This is a genomic window from Lactococcus allomyrinae, from assembly GCF_003627095.1.
Taxonomy (GTDB): Bacteria; Bacillota; Bacilli; order Lactobacillales; family Streptococcaceae; genus Lactococcus; species Lactococcus allomyrinae.
Genome location: NZ_CP032627.1, coordinates 1440726 through 1458927, shown reverse-complemented (window position 1 = coordinate 1458927; position 18202 = coordinate 1440726). Strand labels below are relative to the sequence as shown.

General features: G+C 36.8%; 20 protein-coding genes. All 20 read left to right on the top strand.

Going from position 1 to position 18202, the window contains the following annotated elements; genetic code table 11:
• The first annotated feature begins 221 nt into the window (after positions 1-221).
• The 20 genes from D7I46_RS06825 to D7I46_RS06730 all read left to right on the top strand — a co-directional run bounded on the left by D7I46_RS06825 (position 222) and on the right by D7I46_RS06730 (position 18157).
• Positions 222-1151 (top strand): diacylglycerol/lipid kinase family protein, encoded by a 930-nt coding sequence (locus D7I46_RS06825; protein WP_120772222.1) that lies wholly within the window; start codon positions 222-224, stop codon positions 1149-1151.
• A gap of 162 nt (positions 1152-1313) precedes the next feature.
• Positions 1314-2000, top strand: a complete 687-nt coding sequence (locus D7I46_RS06820) for an amino acid ABC transporter permease (protein WP_120772221.1) — start codon at positions 1314-1316, stop codon at positions 1998-2000.
• Positions 2000-2734 carry an amino acid ABC transporter ATP-binding protein gene (locus tag D7I46_RS06815; RefSeq protein WP_120772220.1) on the top strand — a complete coding sequence of 245 codons (735 nt, stop codon included), beginning with the start codon at positions 2000-2002 and terminating at the stop codon, positions 2732-2734. Before D7I46_RS06820 ends, D7I46_RS06815 begins: the two co-directional genes overlap by 1 nt.
• A 641-nt stretch (positions 2735-3375) precedes the next feature.
• On the top strand, positions 3376-4077 hold the full coding sequence (locus tag D7I46_RS06810; RefSeq protein WP_120772219.1) for an adaptor protein MecA: 702 nt from the start codon (positions 3376-3378) through the stop codon (positions 4075-4077).
• Positions 4078-4079: 2 nt separating this feature from the next.
• Positions 4080-5375 carry an MraY family glycosyltransferase gene (locus tag D7I46_RS06805; RefSeq protein ID WP_120772218.1) on the top strand — a complete coding sequence of 432 codons (1296 nt, stop codon included), beginning with the start codon at positions 4080-4082 and terminating at the stop codon, positions 5373-5375.
• Positions 5376-5497: 122 nt separating this feature from the next.
• Positions 5498-5851 (top strand): hypothetical protein, encoded by a 354-nt coding sequence (locus D7I46_RS06800; RefSeq protein ID WP_120772217.1) that lies wholly within the window; start codon positions 5498-5500, stop codon positions 5849-5851.
• Positions 5852-5921: 70 nt separating this feature from the next.
• Entirely contained in the window at positions 5922-7370 is a 1449-nt protein-coding gene (locus D7I46_RS06795) for a flotillin family protein (RefSeq protein WP_120772216.1), read from the top strand.
• Between the two features lie 218 nt (positions 7371-7588).
• On the top strand, positions 7589-8359 hold the full coding sequence (gene sufC, locus D7I46_RS06790; protein ID WP_120772215.1) for a Fe-S cluster assembly ATPase SufC: 771 nt from the start codon (positions 7589-7591) through the stop codon (positions 8357-8359).
• Position 8360: 1 nt separating this feature from the next.
• Complete coding sequence (gene sufD, locus D7I46_RS06785) at positions 8361-9617, top strand: Fe-S cluster assembly protein SufD (RefSeq protein WP_120772214.1); 1257 nt, start codon at positions 8361-8363, stop codon at positions 9615-9617.
• Positions 9617-10828: a cysteine desulfurase gene (locus tag D7I46_RS06780; protein ID WP_120772213.1), complete on the top strand. Its 1212-nt coding sequence runs from the start codon at positions 9617-9619 to the stop codon at positions 10826-10828. The genes sufD and D7I46_RS06780 overlap by 1 nt, the downstream gene beginning before the upstream one ends.
• Complete coding sequence (locus D7I46_RS06775) at positions 10828-11217, top strand: DUF1801 domain-containing protein (RefSeq protein ID WP_120772212.1); 390 nt, start codon at positions 10828-10830, stop codon at positions 11215-11217. Before D7I46_RS06780 ends, D7I46_RS06775 begins: the two co-directional genes overlap by 1 nt.
• A gap of 11 nt (positions 11218-11228) precedes the next feature.
• On the top strand, positions 11229-11606 hold the full coding sequence (locus D7I46_RS06770) for a pyridoxamine 5'-phosphate oxidase family protein (RefSeq protein ID WP_120773312.1): 378 nt from the start codon (positions 11229-11231) through the stop codon (positions 11604-11606).
• 25 nt (positions 11607-11631) lie between these two features.
• Positions 11632-12090 carry a Fe-S cluster assembly sulfur transfer protein SufU gene (gene sufU / locus D7I46_RS06765; RefSeq protein WP_120772211.1) on the top strand — a complete coding sequence of 153 codons (459 nt, stop codon included), beginning with the start codon at positions 11632-11634 and terminating at the stop codon, positions 12088-12090.
• Positions 12091-12434: 344 nt separating this feature from the next.
• A complete protein-coding gene (gene sufB, locus D7I46_RS06760) occupies positions 12435-13859 on the top strand; it encodes a Fe-S cluster assembly protein SufB (protein ID WP_120772210.1) in 1425 nt (474 codons plus the stop codon).
• Between the two features lie 321 nt (positions 13860-14180).
• Positions 14181-15359 (top strand): SLC13 family permease, encoded by a 1179-nt coding sequence (locus D7I46_RS06755; protein ID WP_120772209.1) that lies wholly within the window; start codon positions 14181-14183, stop codon positions 15357-15359.
• Between the two features lie 136 nt (positions 15360-15495).
• A complete protein-coding gene (locus D7I46_RS06750) occupies positions 15496-15678 on the top strand; it encodes a hypothetical protein (RefSeq protein ID WP_120772208.1) in 183 nt (60 codons plus the stop codon).
• Between the two features lie 13 nt (positions 15679-15691).
• Entirely contained in the window at positions 15692-16189 is a 498-nt protein-coding gene (locus tag D7I46_RS06745) for a GNAT family N-acetyltransferase (protein ID WP_120772207.1), read from the top strand.
• A gap of 102 nt (positions 16190-16291) precedes the next feature.
• Positions 16292-16855 (top strand): alkyl hydroperoxide reductase subunit C, encoded by a 564-nt coding sequence (ahpC, locus tag D7I46_RS06740; protein ID WP_120772206.1) that lies wholly within the window; start codon positions 16292-16294, stop codon positions 16853-16855.
• A gap of 158 nt (positions 16856-17013) precedes the next feature.
• A complete protein-coding gene (locus tag D7I46_RS06735) occupies positions 17014-17574 on the top strand; it encodes a GNAT family N-acetyltransferase (protein ID WP_120772205.1) in 561 nt (186 codons plus the stop codon).
• A 175-nt stretch (positions 17575-17749) separates the two neighbouring features.
• Entirely contained in the window at positions 17750-18157 is a 408-nt protein-coding gene (locus D7I46_RS06730) for a hypothetical protein (RefSeq protein ID WP_120772204.1), read from the top strand.
• Positions 18158-18202: the final 45 nt, after the last annotated feature.

The following is an 18202-nucleotide window of genomic DNA, read 5'->3' as shown; positions in this document are numbered from 1 at the left end:
TGCCTAACTAGGTACTCCTATCTCCGTTAAGTTAAAAATTTATCATTTATCAGTTTCATGGAACAAAAAAATGTGAAATTGATGGATAGAAAATCCTGTCAGTATACTGACAGGATTTTTTGGTTACTGACAGAAGCTTAATTTTATTTTGTCAGTAATTTTTTTGTGAAATTTATGCTGTCATACTGACAGAATTTTGTCATTTTTGGTAAAATGATTCTATGACTTATTATCTCCTTGCAAATCCAAATTCTGGTGCAGGTAAAGGCGCACGGACTTTGGAAATTTTGCTTCCCTACTTGGAAAAAAATACGATTGAATATAAATTATTTGCAACTGAAAAAATGGGACAAGAGGCTTCGCTTGTCAAACAAATATTGGATGAAAAAAAACGAGGTGACCGACTGATTATTATCGGTGGTGATGGCACTATTTCGTTAGTAATCAATGAGTTGCCAGCAGATGAGGCATTTGGTTATATTCCAGCTGGTTCTGGCAATGATTTTGCTCGAAGTTTAAAATTGAGTTTGAATCCGATTGAAGCATTTGAAGCCGCATGTTCGCAGAACATTCATGAAATATATATTATGCGATATCGTTCAAGAGGACTGAATGGCTATGCTTTAAATAACATCGGAATCGGACTTGATGCAACGATTGTCAAATCAGCCAATAAAAGTAAAGTAAAAACATTGCTTAACAAGTTAAAACTTGGAAGTTTATCTTATGTTTTGACTGCCTTACACGTTTTAATTACCAAGAAACCATTTTCCATGTCTGTCAGCACTGACCAAAATTCTGTCAGTAAATTTGACGAAATTATGAGAACGGATAACGCTTTTTTGATGACTTTTACAAAGCATCCTTACTTTGGTGGTGGAGTAAAAATTTCGCCAAAGGCATCAAATCTGAATCAGGAAATTCATCTTGTTGAATATGATAAGCATCATTTGATACGTACTTTTTCATTAGTTCCACGAGTGCTCAAGGGGACTCATCTTGAGCATCCGCTATTTATGCATAAAATTAAAACAAATTTTGCAGTTGTGCTTAAAGAAGAAGAGCCCGTACAGATTGACGGTGAAATTTACCATTTGTCAGCAAATGACGAACTCTTTATCAGCACTGAAAAGCGTAAAATTATTTACTGACAGACTGTCAGTAATTTTTTTGAGTATTATTCACAAATAGTTGTATTTTTATACTATTTATATTATAATTATTCTATTCTAAAACGGCTTATCTTTAAATTTTATAGCGATTTAGCGATGAACAAGAGAGTGATGAAACATATTCAATAGAAAAGAGAAAAAATGAATTTTGACTTTTTGCCAAAATATCTCCCGTATTTTAATGATGGGATGATTGTTACTATCCTGATTTCCGCTTTTGTAGTAGCGATGGGAACACTTTTAGGAATTATTGTTGCGTTGGGTAAGCTTTCTAAATTTGCACCACTACGTTGGTTGACAAACATTTACATCGAAATTTTTCGTGGCACACCGATGTTGGTGCAAATTATGCTTGGTTTTGCAATGATGGGAAGTATCTCATTACCAACTTTTCAGGTAGGAATTTTGCAACAAGATCTTGGTCGTTTGGTGCCTGGTATTATCGTCATCTCCTTGAATTCAGGAGCATATATGGCGGAAATTGTACGGGCTGGTATTGAGGCTGTTCCTGCAGGTCAACGGGAAGCAGCGTATTCATTAGGAATTCGTCCAACACAAGCAATGACAACAGTTATTCTGCCACAAGCGATTCGTAATATTTTACCAGCAATTGGAAATGAATTTGTGACAATCATTAAAGATAGTTCTCTTCTTTATACAATTGGAGTGATGGAAGTTTTCAATGGCGCTCAAACCGTTGCAAATTTAACTTACCAAACCATTTCACCAATGCTTTTCGTCGCTTTATACTACTTTGTCACAACTTTTGTTGTGAGTCGTTTACTTGCTATATTTGAGAAAAAACTTGGGAAAGGATATGCCAAATAATGAGTGAATATTTAATCGAAATCAAAAATCTGCATAAATATTTTGGTAAAAATGAAGTACTCAAAGGACTTGATATCCAGATAAAAAAGGGAGAAGTCGTTGTCATGATTGGACCATCAGGTTCAGGGAAATCAACATTTTTACGAACAATGAATCTTCTTGAAAAACCAACCAAAGGTGAGGTCTATTTTGAAGGGACAAACATTGCTGATAAATCAGTTGATGTTTTCAAACACCGTGAGAAAATGGGAATGGTCTTTCAACAATTTAACCTTTTTCCAAATATGACTGTGCTTGATAATCTTACATTAGCACCTATAAAAACAGGACGAATGACGAAAGAAGAAGCAACGATTAAAGCTAAAGAACTACTTGAGCGTGTTGATTTATCAGACAAAGAGGTTGCCTATCCCCAATCTTTGTCAGGAGGACAACAGCAGCGTGTTGCTATCGCTAGAGCGCTTGCAATGAACCCAGATGTTATGCTTTTTGATGAACCTACATCTGCACTTGATCCTGAGATGGTTGGGGAAGTCTTATCCGTTATGCAGGAACTTGCTAAAGAAGGGATGACAATGGTTGTTGTTACACATGAAATGGGATTTGCAAAGAATGTTGCTGACCGAGTGCTATTTATGGCTGACGGTGTTATCGTTGAACAAGGTGCTCCAATAGAAGTCTTTGATTCTCCAAAAGAAAAAAGAACACAAGATTTCCTTGCTAAAGTGCTTTGATAACGTTGTTTTGTGAAAAGTAAAATTCAGTTTTATATGACTAAAAGCGAAACAACCAAAGTATAAAATGGTGATAAACAGCCCTTGTGCTGTTTTTTTTCTGGTCTGTGGTATAATGGTTAGTAAGAAATTGAAAAGAAATAGAAAGTAAGACTGTTTAATTTTTAAGCGTTCTGCTTGAAAGATAAAGTTTGTTTGCGTTATCTTCATAACTCCATCGCCGTACTTTTAGGCACAACTTGCATCTCCGCAAACGTTAAAGCGTGAGTGGCTGTTCTATAAAGTGATGGAGAGAAGTAATCTACGTAAACAGTTTTCTGCGCCTGACGCATTGCGTCAAAATTGTGAATAAGAAAAGTAATTCATTTTTCACTCATGCGCAAAGCAGTCTGTCTACGATTCATCTTATATATTTTTAGGAAAGATTAGAGATGAACGAGTATAAAATGCTAGATAGAAAGGAAGCAGGTCGCCAGTTTCTCACCTTTGAGAGATTAGGCTAGTTTAATTAACCCATTTGTTGATAAACTGTAAATAGACTACCTTGTGTATGCAGAAGAAAAGCTGCTGTTGAGCACAAGAAATTTCTACCTCTAAAAAACTCTTAGAGGAAGTAGTATAAGGCCTGCACGTGAATACAAATGAAATTTGAAGATATAAATGAAAATACAATAAAAATTACCCTGTCCTTTGACGATTTAACAGATTATGATATTAAACTGTCTGATTTTTTTGGTAATCAAGAGGTTATAGAGCAATTTTTCTATGAGTTAGTTGATGAATTGGGATTAGAAAATCGTTTTGGAAATGTCGGAATGCTTACATTCCAAATTCAACCTTTCCCACAAGGTGTCCATATGATTGTTCATGAAGAGGCACTTTTGGGTGAAGGTGGAGAAATTCCTGATGACCCAGAAGAATTTGAAGAGTTGATGACTGGCTTCTATGATAAGCTCAATGAAATTGGAGCAAATATGGCAAAAGAGCGAGGAATCACCGATTTTAATCCCGGATTGGGTCTTCCAGGAGCAAAAAAAGATGAAGTGGAACAAGATCCAGATTTCATTTACTACTCTATCCGTTATGATGATATGCTTTCAGTACTGACAGGAATCAAAAATGTCAAATTTGCCGATGAAGAATCAGAATTTTATAGTTATGATGGTGATTTTTATCTCGTTGTTTTAGATAATCAAAAATCTAAAGGGAAAATGCATGTTGAAAGCACACGTGCCAGAATGATGGAATACGGTGAAGCGAGTAAAATTAGCCGAGAATTTTTGCAGGAGTATGGAGAATGTCTGATTTCTACACGTGCTCTAGATGTTCTTAGAAAAATCTAAATATGGTTGATACTTTAAAAGAAATACCCTTTGCGTTGAAATTTTTGATTACTGTTATGATGACTTTTGGTATATCCGTTATTCTGACGCCAATCATGACCTTTGTTTCTCGTATGATTGGCGCAGTGGATAAACCTAATGAACGGCGAATCAATAAAAAACCTATGCCTTCTGCAGGAGGTCTGGCCATCTTTATCGCTTTTGCAGTTGCAACGTTGCTCATCTTGCCTCATATTGTTCATAGTCAACCTCCTTATGTTGGGAATGTTCAACCTCTTGCGCCCAATGCTGGTCCTCCTCGTTTAGAGAGTTATTTTGACTATATCTGGCCTTTTGTGGTTGCGAGTGGTATTGTTGTACTCACTGGGTTAATTGATGATATCAAAGAAATTTCGCCAAAAATGAAACTGTTAGGACTCATTATTGCTGCGAGTTTCATCTGGTTTTTTACTCATGCACGTTTTGATAATATCAAAATACCGTTTGGTGGTCCATTCTTAAGTTTTCCAGCATGGCTTTCCTATATATTTACCGTTTTTTGGATTCTAGCAATTACTAATGCCATCAACCTCATTGACGGATTAGATGGATTAGCTAGTGGTGTATCAGTAATATCATTGACAACGATGGGGATTGTTTCCTATTTCTTCCTTCCGAGCCCAAATGTGTTCTTACCAATAACGATTTTTACTATCGTTGCGGCAATTATGGGATTTTTCCCTTATAACTATCATCCAGCAATCATCTATCTAGGGGATACTGGGGCGTTGTTTTTAGGATTTATGATATCTGTTGCCTCGTTGCAAGGTTTAAAAAATGCAACAGCTGTTGCAGTGTTGACTCCTCTTTTAATCTTAGGAGTTCCTCTAACGGATACTATTGTCGCAATGATTCGTAGAAAACTGAATCGTCAATCTATTGCAACAGCAGATAAGCGACATCTTCATCATCGTTTAATGGCACTTGGTTTTACTCATCGTGGCGCTGTGCTTGTTATCTATGCTATTGCAGCAATTTTTGCATTCATTTCATTAATTTTGCAAGTTTCAAGTCGAATTGGTGGTATTTTCCTCGTTGTGGCTTGTTTGTTCGGTTTAGAAATTTTTATAGAACTGGTAGGAATACTAGGGGAGAATCGTCAACCAGTCTTAAAAACGATGAAATTTATTGGAAATTCAAGTTACAGAGAAGAAGTACTGCACTCAAAAGCAAAAGATGAAGACAATGAGACATCTGAAGATGAAGAATCTACGCAAGAATTTCCTATGCGTCGTTTGAGTAGAAAAGATAAGAAGTAGCATTGATTAATCAATGTTACTTTTATTTGATGATAAATTTTTCAAAGAATATAACAAAAAATTGACAAAAAGTCATGAAAGCGCTATAATTCAGTATGAAATTGGAATAAAAGGAGAAAGCTATGGGGCGAACAGGGATTGTTTTAATTATTATCATTGCTGTCATTATTATTGCGCTCTTGCTTACTGTCTTGTTTATTCCAATAATGTCTTTATTTAATTCTGTTAGTGACCAACCCTATCAAGCTGACGAAAAAAATCTTTTGGTAGGCAGGCTGACAGTTGGGATAGATGATAACGGTGCTGTAGGTGAAGTGATGACAGAGTTTGTCAATGAGTCACGAAAAACTTTACCAGCGAGAATTTATCATCAAAAACAACATCCAGTCACTTCAATTTCTAAAAATGAGGAAGTATTGATTATTGAAGTGTTAAATGGTGTGGCATATGTCATTCCATACCAATCAAAATTTTGAAAAGTAGATAACACAGCCAAATTTTATTCTTATAAATGGCAATGAGCTTTTAGTTAAAAGGAGAAATCGTATGAATCCACTATTTATTTTGGGAGGGGCTGCAGTTGTTGTGGTATTAATTATCATTGCAATTATTGTAGTCAACTATAAAAAGTCTGGTCCACAGGCTGCATTAATCGTATATGGAGCGATGTTAGGCTCAAAAGGGGTGAATAAAGACACTCAAGGAAATAAACTGAAAGTTGTTCGGGGTTCTGGAACATTTGTTTTACCTGGATTACAAAGCGCACGATATTTAAGTTTACAATCTTCAGCCTTAGATATTCAAGCTGACAAAGTTTATTCGAAAAATAAGATTCCAGTTACTGTGGATGCGACTGCTATGATTAAAGTTGGTTCATCTTTACAAGAAATTGCTACTGCTGCTGAGCAATTTTTAGGAAAAAAAGATGCAGAACGTGATGGAATGGCAGATAGAGTTTTGAAAGGACATTTGCGCGCGATTATTGGGACAATGACTGTTTCAGAACTTATCGAAGACAGGGATAAGTTTTCAAAAGAGGTTCAAGCTCAGGCAGCAACTGACCTTGCTAAAATGGGCTTGCAGGTAGTGTCATTTGTTGTTAATGATATTCGCGATAACCAGAATTATATTCAAGCTTTAGGTGCAGAAGAAGTGGCACGCGTTCAACAAAATGCTGCTGTTGCTGTTGCTGAGGCAGATAAGCAAACACGGATTAAAAAAGCTCAAGCAGATCAAGAGGCTCAACAAGCAGAAGCTGAAAGTGCAACACGTATTGCAGATGCTCAAAAAGGTAAAGCAATTCAACTTGCTTCGTTTGACCAAGAAGAGCATATTGCACAGGCTGATGCAAAGACACAAGCGGATATAGCGCAAGCGAAAGCTGACCAAGCCTACGCAATCCAAGAAGCGAAGTCTAAACAAGAAACAACTGATGCAGAAATGCAAGTTGAAATTATCAAGCGTAAACGTGCTACTGAACTTGAACAACAAGAAGTGCTTCGGGCAGCTCAAGAAAAACAAGCAACAATTGTTGCTGAGGCAAATGCGCAAAAAGAAGCTCAAATCGCAAAGGCACAGGCTGAAGCAGAAGAACAAAAAATTAAGGCACTTGCGGAAGCTGAGGCCATCCTTGCAAAAGGTAAAGCGCAGTCTGAAGCTATTCGCTTGAATGGTGAGGCAGAAGCTGAAGCTATTGAGAAAAAGGCCGAAGCCATGAAACATATGACTGATGCAGCAATTCTCAATATGGCGATGGAAGTTTTACCAAAAGTTGTCGGCTCTGTTTCGGAGAATCTTCGTGCAGTTGATTCTATCAAGATATATGGTGGAGAAGGTTCAGATAAGATTATGGGGATGTCTGCTTCAGGACTTCAAAAGGGGTTGGATGTTATGAAAGAGATGGGTGTTGATATTCCACAGCTTATGACTGACTTTGCGAGTCGTAAGAACACAACACCAATAGAAGAAAAAAATGACGGAGATTTCACAAAATAAAGTTGTAATAAGAAAATATTTCTTGTCAAAACCAAAAAATAAGCTAGAAGGTTTTCTAGCTATTTTTTATTAGATAAAAACGGTAACAGAAAACAACAAATACCACGAGAATTTTGATAAAATAGAAATTATAAAATGTCAAAAATTATTGACAATTTATGAAATGAACGAAATGGTGATAGAGAATCTCCGTTTCAGTCAGATTGAAGGAGAGAAAAATGTCAACACTTGAAATTAAGAATCTTCATGTATCAATCGAAGATAAAAAAATTCTCAATGGGGTAAACTTGACGATAAATACAGGTGAAATCCATGCAATTATGGGACCTAATGGGACAGGGAAATCAACTCTATCAGCTGCAATCATGGGAAACCCTAACTATACAGTGACAGAGGGTGAAGTGCTTTTCGATGGCCAAAATGTTTTGGAAATGGGAGTTGATGAGCGCGCACGTCTTGGGCTTTTTCTTGCGATGCAGTATCCATCAGAAATTCCTGGAATTACAAATGCTGAATTTTTACGTGCCGCAATTAATGCAAAACGTGCCGAGGATGATAAAATTTCTGTGATGCAATTCATTAAAAAATTGGATAAAAATATGGAATTGCTCAATATGAAAGAAGAAATGGCTGAACGTTACCTCAATGAAGGTTTTTCAGGTGGTGAGAAAAAGCGGAATGAGATTCTTCAATTGTTGATGCTTGAACCTACTTTCGGTATTCTTGATGAAATTGACTCAGGTCTTGATATTGATGCATTAAAGGTTGTTGCAAAGGGTGTGAATTCAATGCGTGGAGAAAAGTTTGGAGCTTTGATTATTACTCACTATCAACGACTTTTAGACTATATTACACCTGATGTTGTGCATATTATGATGGAAGGTCGTGTGGTTAAGACGGGTGGAGCGGAGCTTGCTAAACGTCTTGAGGTTGAAGGTTATGTAAATATCGCAGAAGAACTCGGTATTGAATATAAGGAAGAAGTTTGATATGGATCAAGAAATTTTAAACTTTTCACAAATGCGATTGGAACCAGAGTGGTTGGTGCAAACGCGTCAGGAAGCGGTGGAAAAATTTGAAAGTTTGGAGCTTCCAAATATTGAACGGGTCAAAATTAATCGTTGGGGGATAGACAGTCTGACGATTGCGGAGTCCACAGAAGATGGGGCAGTCCCTACGTTTACTGAACTGCCTAATCATCCATTGTTGGTTCAGGTGGGCACTCAGACGGTTTTGGAACAAACAACACCTGAGCTTGAAACTCAAGGAGTGATTTTTTCTGACTTCCATCGTGCGTTGAATGAAATTCCAGAAGTGATTGAACGATATTTTGGTAAGGTTGTTCCATTTGACGAAAGTCGTATTACTGCGGCGAATACAGCGGCTTTTAATTCAGCTGTGGTGCTTTATGTCCCAGATGGAGTCGAAGTTGATTTACCTGTAGAATCAATTTTAATGCAAGATGCAGATTCAAATGTTCCTTTTACTAAACGTGTGTTGATTATTGTTGGGAAAAATGCAAAAGTCAATTATCTTGAACGTTTGGAAACAACGGGTGAAGGTACTGTGAAAGTTACTGGAAACATTGTTGTGGAAGTTATTGCTGAGGCGGGAAGTACGGTAAAATTTTCAGCGATTGATCAACTGGGTGAGAATGTGACTGCCTCAGTAATTCGTCGTGGATTGATTGGCGAAAATGCGACGGTTGACTGGTCGGTTGGTGTGATGAATGACGGAAATATTGTAGCCGATTTTGATAGTGACCTCAAAGGAGATGGTTCTCACTCAGAAATAAAAGTAGTGGGTATTTCAACAGGACATCAAATTCAAGGTGTTGATACAAGAGTGACCAATTTTGGTAAATCTTCTGTTGGTCATATCTTGCAAAATGGGGTCATCTTGGATAGAGGAACGCTGACTTTCAATGCAATTGGTCATATCATCAAAGGAGCTAAAAATGCTGATGCACAACAATCTTCACGAGTTTTGATGTTGTCAGACAAAGGGCGTGGTGATGCGAACCCGATTTTATTGATTGATGAGAATGAAGTTACAGCAGGACATGCGGCTTCTGTTGGGCAGGTTGATGAAGAAGATTTGTTTTACTTGCAATCTCGTGGGCTTGATGAAGATACAGCCAAACGCTTGGTTATTCGCGGTTTCTTAGGTTCTGTTGTTGGGGAAATTCCTGTGGCTTCTGTCCGTGAGGAATTTATTGCGACGATTGAAAGAAAGCTGGGCATGTAATGCTTGATAATATCAAAAAAGATTTTCCGGTACTTGATCAGAATGTAAATGATGAACCATTGGTTTACTTAGACAATGCGGCAACGACACAGAAGCCACTTTCGGTTCTGTCAGTACTGACAGACTACTATAAAACTGATAATGCCAATGTTCATCGTGGAGTACATACTTTGGCAGAACGAGCAACAGCAAAATATGAAGCTGCTAGAGAGAAAGTTCGTGCCTTTATCAATGCAAAATCGACAAAAGAAGTATTATTTACACGTGGGACGACCACATCACTTAATTGGGTGACACGCTTTGCTGACCAAGTTCTGTCAGCTACTGACGAGATTGTCATTTCAATTATGGAACATCATTCTAACATTGTCCCTTGGCAACAGGTGGCAGAGGCTACTGGCGCAACATTGAAATTTGTTTATCTTAAAGATGGGATGCTTGACATGGATGATTTGCGAGCAAAAATTACTGACAAGACCAAATTTGTCAGCATTGCTCATGTATCCAATGTACTTGGAGTAATTAATCCGATTAAGGAAATTGCTAATATTGCACACACTCATGGTGCCTATGTGGTTGTTGACGGTGCACAATCTACACCTCATATGAAGGTTGATGTTCAAGAATTAGATGCAGATTTCTTTGCTTTTTCTGGACACAAAATGATGGGGCCCACAGGCATTGGCGTGCTTTATGGCAAAGAAGAACTTCTGATGCAGATGAATCCCGTTGAGTTTGGTGGCGAGATGATTGATTTTGTTTATGAAAGTCATTCAACTTGGACAGAGTTGCCTTGGAAATTTGAAGCTGGTACACCAAATATAGCAGGTGCAATTGCTCTGGGTGCTGCAATTGACTATATTAATTCGCTTGGACTTGATGAGATTCACCAGCATGAGCGCGAATTGGTTGATTATGTGATGCCAAAGCTGCGCGAAATAGATGGCTTAACGGTTTATGGACCAGTGGATAATGCGAAACGCAGTGGAGTCATTGCTTTTAATTTAGAAGGACTTCATCCTCACGATGTGGCAACAGCTCTGGATATGGAAGGTGTTGCGGTACGTGCAGGTCATCACTGTGCGCAGCCACTTTTAAACTACCTTGATACTCCTGCAACGGCGAGGGCTAGTTTTTATGTCTACAATACAAAAGAGGATTGCGATAAATTGGTTGAGGCAATATTAAAAACGAAAGCGTTTTTTAGTTAATGAAAAATGATTCGCGTGTTGACCAGTTTATTGCTCAACTTCCTCTCTATCAGCAAGATTTTGCCAGACAAGTTCGTCGCATTTTGCATGAGGCAGATAGCGAAGTTGAGGAGACAATTAAGTGGACAAATATGCCCTACTTTGTGCTTGAAGGTAATATTTGCGCTCTAAAAACAGCAAAGAATCATTTAGCGATTTTCCTTTATGATGGCGGGATTGTGCTCGATCCAGAGCATATTATTACAGGTGGATTTGATAATAAAACGTCTAGGCAGATTTCGCTTTATGAGCATGATATACTTAATGAAAAAGCGTTTTTGATAATGGTTCGTCAGATAATCAAAAATAATCGTGCAGGTGGCTGGCGAAAGTTGAAGAAAGAATTGTAAAAATGACGAAAATTTTAACAGATAAATTTTTAGAATTATTGAAATACGAAGGCGAAGTTGCGCTCACATCTTGGGGTTCAGAAGAAGCTCCTCATGCGACAGGGACTTGGATATCTTATCTGACATTGACAGAGGATGGACGTCTTTTAGCACCAGCTGCTGGTTTTACACATTTTGAGGCAGATATTAGGATAAATGATACTGTATTTGCTCTAGTTGCTGTTCGTGAAGTGACAGGTTTTAATGATTATCCTGGAATTGGTTTTAGGCTGACAGCAACAGCGAGATTGCTTGATGATGGTGCGGATTTTGCGTTGGTTAAGGGTAAGTATCCGTGGTGTCGTCAAGCGCTTGAGTTGGTACCAACAAAACTAGAACAATTGCTTTGAGCAAATTTATAGAAAGAGTGAGAGAGTGGCTTTATCTAAATTAGATAATTTATATCGTGCAGTGATTTTGGACCATTCATCAAGCCCACGTCATGCTGGGGAATTACATACGGGATGTATGATTGATTTAAATAATCCAACTTGTGGAGATGTTATTCGTCTAACCGTTGTCTTTGATGGTGATGTGATTTCAGATATTGCTTTTAGTGGGCATGGTTGCACGATTTCAACGGCATCAGCTTCGATGATGACAGTAGCAGTACTTGGGAAAACAAAGCAAGAAGCATTAGAGTTAGCAAATATTTTTTCAGCAATGGTAACAGGAGCGGAGGATGAACGTCAGGAAGAACTTGGCGATGCACAATTTCTTGCAGGAGTAAGTAAGTTTCCATCACGTGTGAAATGTTCAACTTTAGCTTGGAATGCCCTAAAGAAAGCACTTGAAATGGGTGAAGCAGAATCCAAAATTACTCATGGTGAATGAAGTCAAGACTTATTCAATGAGAGTTTCAACTTCTACTGAATTTAAGATACAACCTCACATCAAAGATATGAGGGATTGCTTTGGTGAAAATCACTGACAAAAATTCTGTTAGCTTAATAGCTTAATGCAAATCAAGACAGGTACTGAATCAATGGATAAGAAATTGTCAGTGAACTCGATAATTTTGTCATTATACTGATAGAGCTGTCAGTGCAATTTGAATCAGCCGATGAGTGTAAAAAGCGGATGAAATCTTTCGTCAGTATGCTGACAGAACCGTCAAGAACCAAAAAGTAAAAGAATGGACCAAAAATCTTTTCAAAAAAGAAACTGAGAGGATAAAAATGACAGAAGAAAAAATCGTCAACACCGCAGATGATGCGGTTGAAGGCTTAGAAGAATATAAATTTGGTTTTCATGATAATGCGAAACTGGATTTTACAACTGGTTTAGGCTTGACAGAAGAAGTTATTCGTGAGATTTCTGCCACAAAAAATGAACCAGAATGGATGCTTGATTTTCGTCTAAAATCATTTGAAGCATTTAAAAAAATAGACTTACCAAAATGGGGCCCAGACCTCTCTGACATTGACTTTAATGATATCGTCTATTATCAAAAGCCGTCAGCAAAAGCGGCGCGTTCATGGGATGATGTCCCTGCTGAAATCAAAGATACTTTTGAAAAAATCGGTATTCCAGAGGCAGAGCGTTCATACCTTGCTGGGGCTTCTGCGCAATACGAATCAGAAGTTGTCTATCACAATATGCGTGAAGAATTTGAAAAGTTGGGCATTGTTTTCACAGATACAGACTCAGGATTACGTGAGTATCCAGAGCTTTTCAAAAAATATTTTGCAAAACTCGTGCCACCAACAGATAATAAGCTGGCAGCATTGAACTCCGCAGTTTGGTCAGGTGGATCCTTCGTTTACATTCCAAAAGGGGTCAAATGTGACATTCCGATTCAGGCCTATTTCCGAATTAATAACGAAAAATCAGGACAATTTGAGCGGACATTGATTATCGTAGAAGAGGGAGCATCTGTTCAATATGTTGAGGGATGTACGGCGCCAACTTATTCTGCGAGTTCACTTCATGCAGCTGTGGTTGAAATTTTTGTGGAAGAAGGCGGCTATATGCGCTATTCAACCATCCAAAACTGGTCAGACAACGTTTATAATCTTGTGACAAAACGTGCAAGTGCAGCTACAAATGCGACAGTTGAATGGGTTGATGGGAACCTCGGATCTCGTGTTTCTATGAAATATCCAGCCGTTCATCTGAATGGTCCAGGAGCACGTGGGACGATGCTCTCCATTGCATTTGCAGGGGCTAACCAAAATCAAGATACAGGTGCAAAAATGATTCATAATGCACCTAACACATCAAGCTCGATTATTTCAAAGTCTATCGCCAAAAATGGTGGAGCAGTCAATTATCGTGGACAAGTCACTTTCGGAAAAAATTCGAAAAAATCAGCTTCTCATATTGAATGTGATACAATCTTGATGGATGATTTATCAAAGTCTGATACTGTTCCGTTCAATGAAATTCATAACTCACAAGTTGCTCTTGAGCACGAAGCAAAAGTATCAAAAATTTCTGAAGAACAACTTTATTATTTGATGAGTCGTGGGCTGACAGAAAAAGAAGCAACTGACATGATTGTCATGGGATTCATTGAGCCATTTACCAAAGAACTTCCAATGGAATATGCTGTTGAACTCAATCGCTTAATCTCTTACTCAATGGAAGGTTCGATTGGATAAAAATAAAAATAAAAAGCTTTGTCAGTACGCTGACAGAGTTTTTATTTTTTATGAGACATAGAATTTGTCATCAAAATTTTTGACAAAAAATGAAAATGTCAGAATTTATCAAACCTTAGTGTAAGTCCCAAAAATTAGTTGCTTGACTTTCTTTTTATGCTATAATGTAAACAGTGTGTAAATGGTAAAAGTCACTTGATATTGGAAACGACAGTTTTAGTCGTTCTTTTTGTGTGATAGATAAAACCATATTGCTTTGCAAAGAGGAGCTAGAGCGCTCCTAACGTAGAGCGAGTATCCATATGATAGTTAGGAGAAGTAGTGGAACAATCAGCTACTGGACGCAAATCAAAGCACATTCTGCAAGCAGTTTGGAATTGGTTTTTGGTCGATAAGGTTTTTCTTGTCGCTTTTATTATCGCAATTATTGCCGTCGTTTTTGGCGGATTTACAACACGTTTTTTTGATTATAAGGTAGTTGTAACCGTGTTTGGATTGATGCTTGTTATTGCAGGTTTTCGTTCAACAGGACTTTTGCGCTATCTAGGAGAATCATTAGTAAAACGGAGTAAGACAACACGTCAGCTTGTACGATTTACAACAATGCTCACTTTCTTTCTTGCTATATTTTTTACAAATGATCTTACAATTTTGACTATTTTGCCTCTATACTTGGCAATCACAAAAGAGATTAAGAATCGAAAATCAGTTTATATTGGAGCAGCGATGATTGTTCCTGCTTGTCACACAGGTTCAAGCTTGCTTCCTCAAGGTAATCCCCATAATCTGTATCTCTATTCATTTTATCAAAATGCAGCACATCATGGTGGTCATGTTTTGACAAATTTAGAGTTTTTTAAAGGAACAGGACTACTTTGGTTGGCGGGATTAATCTTGCTCAATGTTGCTTGTCAGTTCATTGATAATGAACCCTTAGTAATTGAGACAAAAGTTGATAAGTTTAATAAATTAGAAACATCAATTTTTGTGATTCTGATGATTATTATGGCAGCATCCGTATTTGGTTATATTAATTTTTATTTAGCAGCAGCGATTGTCGCAGTAGTTGTGTTAATTTATCGCCCGCAGTTATTTAAAGGTGTGGACTATCATCTTCTTTTAACCTTTGTTTGCTTCTTTATAATCGTTGGAAATATTGCTAATATCCATGCACTCACTGACTTTATTAGTCGTACGTTTGTGGGACCACAAGCAGCGTTTTTGGGTACTGTGATTACAAGTCAGGTTATCTCAAATATCGCAGCTCCTATTCTTATCTCTCCATTCACGCCTCATGCGGTGTCAGTTGTACTTGGTGCTGACATCGGTGGAATAGGAACGATGGTTGCTTCAATGGCGACATTGATTGCTTACAAAGTGATTCGAATGCAGGCACGTGGCGAAACTTCTGGTTTTGTAAAATATTTCATGATTATTAACGCCAGTTTTTTAGGTATTTTAGTAGTTTTTGGATTAATCATCGTAAGTTTTTTCGGTTAAATAATAAAAGAAATAAGTTGGTTAACACCAGCTTTTTTTATATAATAAAAGAAAATGAGTAGGTAACTTTATCAATAGAGGATAAAGAACGGAGAGAATGATAAGCATTTAATCAATTAAAGTTAGGAGGCAAAAAATGGACAAAAAAATCAAAGTAAACGTTGATGTGTCAAGTGCAATGTACTTTATGGGATTCTTGGTTGCTACTGGTATGCATTTTGCAGAAAATGGTGGAGCATTTTGGAATGCAGTTTGGCATGGTTTTCTGAGCTGGGCGTATGTTGGCTATTGGATTGTTGAGTTTTTGACCCACCATTAAGTAGGGAGAAAAGATGGTTATACTAGAAGAAATTTCTATTGATGACAAAGCAACATTAGAAAATTTACTTGAGAAATATATCTATGAATTTTCTCAATACACTCAAGCTAAAGTCGAGAAAGATGGGCTATTTCACTATCGTGTAGATGATATTTTCAATGATAAAAATCGTTATTCATACTTCATAAAAGTTGATGGTGAACTTGCGGGTTTTGCATTGATTAATAATTTTTTAGAGATAAATATTTCGACAGATAAAACAATGTACGAATTTTTTATCACTTATCCTTTCCGAAGGAAGGGAATTGGGAGACAAGCCGCATACCAAATCTTTAAGCAATTTTGTGGGAGTTGGCAGTTGAAATATCATCCCCAAAATAAAAGTTCGGAAAAATTTTGGAATAAAATTGTTTCTGAAATAGATTCTAATTATAAAATAATTACTAATGAACAAATGGCAGTGTACCCTGATGGTACAATTGGACATGTACTACTCTTTGAGAGTCACTAGATGTTAGATTGAAAATAATCTTAGCTCATATTTCTGAAACATGACCTTTTCTTTAAATTTTAATATAATTAAGGTATCACATTTTTAGAAGGAGTTATTTTTATGTCACTAGTAGGTAAAAAAATTGGAGAATTTTCCGTACAAGCATATCATGATTTAGAATTTAAAACAGTTACAAATGAAGATTTTTTAGGAAAATGGAATGTGTTAGTGTTTTATCCAGCGGATTTCTCATTTGTCTGCCCAACAGAACTTGAAGATTTGCAAGAACACTATACAACATTAAAAGCTTTGGGAGCAGAAGTATATTCAGCTTCAACTGATACTCATTTTGTCCATGCTGCTTGGCACATGGATAGCCCTAAAATCGGAAAGATAGAATATCCAATGCTTGCAGACCCAAGCTGGAACTTGTCACGTGTATTTGATGTTCTTGATGAAGAAGAAGGACTAGCACAACGTGGCACATTTATTATTGACCCTGATGGTGTGATTCAAGCAGTTGAAATTACGGCAGATGGTATTGGGAGAAATGCTTCTCAACTTGTTAATAAAGTGAAGGCAGCACAATTTATTCGTCAACATCCAGATCAAGTTTGTCCTGCAAAATGGGCAGAAGGAGAAAACACTCTAACACCAGGTTTAGAATTAGTAAATCATCTTTAGGATTTAGTTAATATTCAGGAACTCTGAGGAAGTTATTTTTTCCTCGGAGTTTTTTTATTAATTAAGAAATAGAATTGTAAATCACAAACAAACTGATTCCTATAAAGATATTTAATCCAAAATTGTGTATAATATTCAAAAGAGAGTCAGGAGAAATAATGAAATTTAGATTAGCAACAACAGCGGATGCAACCGAATTATTAAAAATTTATAAGCCATATGTGGAAAAAACAGCGATAACTTTTGAATATGAGGTTCCAACTGTGGAAGACTTTGCTCAACGAATAGAGAAAACTGCATCAGTGTTTCCATATCTATTAGCTATAGAAAATGGTAAAATTATTGGTTATGCTTATGCTGGACGTTATCGTGAACGGGCGGCCTATGATTGGGTGGTCGAGCTATCCATTTATCTTGATGAAAATGAACGGCATCATGGTACGGGCACAATACTTTATGAAAAGTTATTAACAGCGTTATCTTTACTTAATTATCAACGTGCCTATGCTTGCATCACTTATCCCAATCCTGCAAGCATGGCTTTTCATGAAAAGTTTGGCTTTGAAGCTATCGGAATTTTTCAAAAATCAGGTTATAAGTTTGGAAAATGGTACGGAATTCAATGGATGGATTTACTTTTGCAAAAAGATGAACAGGTTCAGCCCATCAAATTAATCACAGACTTATCATCAGAAACCATTAAAAAAATCTTGGAATGACCAAGATTTTTTATTTATGAGAAAAGAAAACATAATATTTTGAGTTTGATGAGAAATATATTAAAATTAAATAAGAAATAAAAAAGGAAGATAAGCTTATCCTCGGATAGTGATTTTATAAAAGTTAAATCAATGGAATACCAAAAGGATGTGCTTATACTTTGAGGAAAAAATAATGAATAAAATTCTATGGCTCATCTTTATTCCAACGCTCATATTTGGTGGAATACTCACTATTGTCGGTTTCATTTTTGAAGCTCAGCATTTTTACTGGATTCAAAATTTTGAAATGGTTTATCTTTTCAGCACTTTGCTTCTGGCTTTTGCTAGTTTTAGAATATGGCAAACTCGGACAACTTTTAAACAAGTAAAAGAGTTAAAAGTCTTGTTTTATCTCTTAGCAATTATTTTTGCTGCTGATGTTACAAACACTAGCATTTATCTATTTGAAGGACACGGTGTATTTTTGGAAAATAGTCAGCTTGCTCCAGCTGGAGCAGCACTACTTGCAAGTATGTTACTCCTTTTGCTGGCAGTAGTAAGTCTGCAAAGACAAATTAAACTTTCTAAAGTAAAAGCATAAAAAAATCATAGTCTTATGATTTTTTTTATTTTTGAGAGAATAATA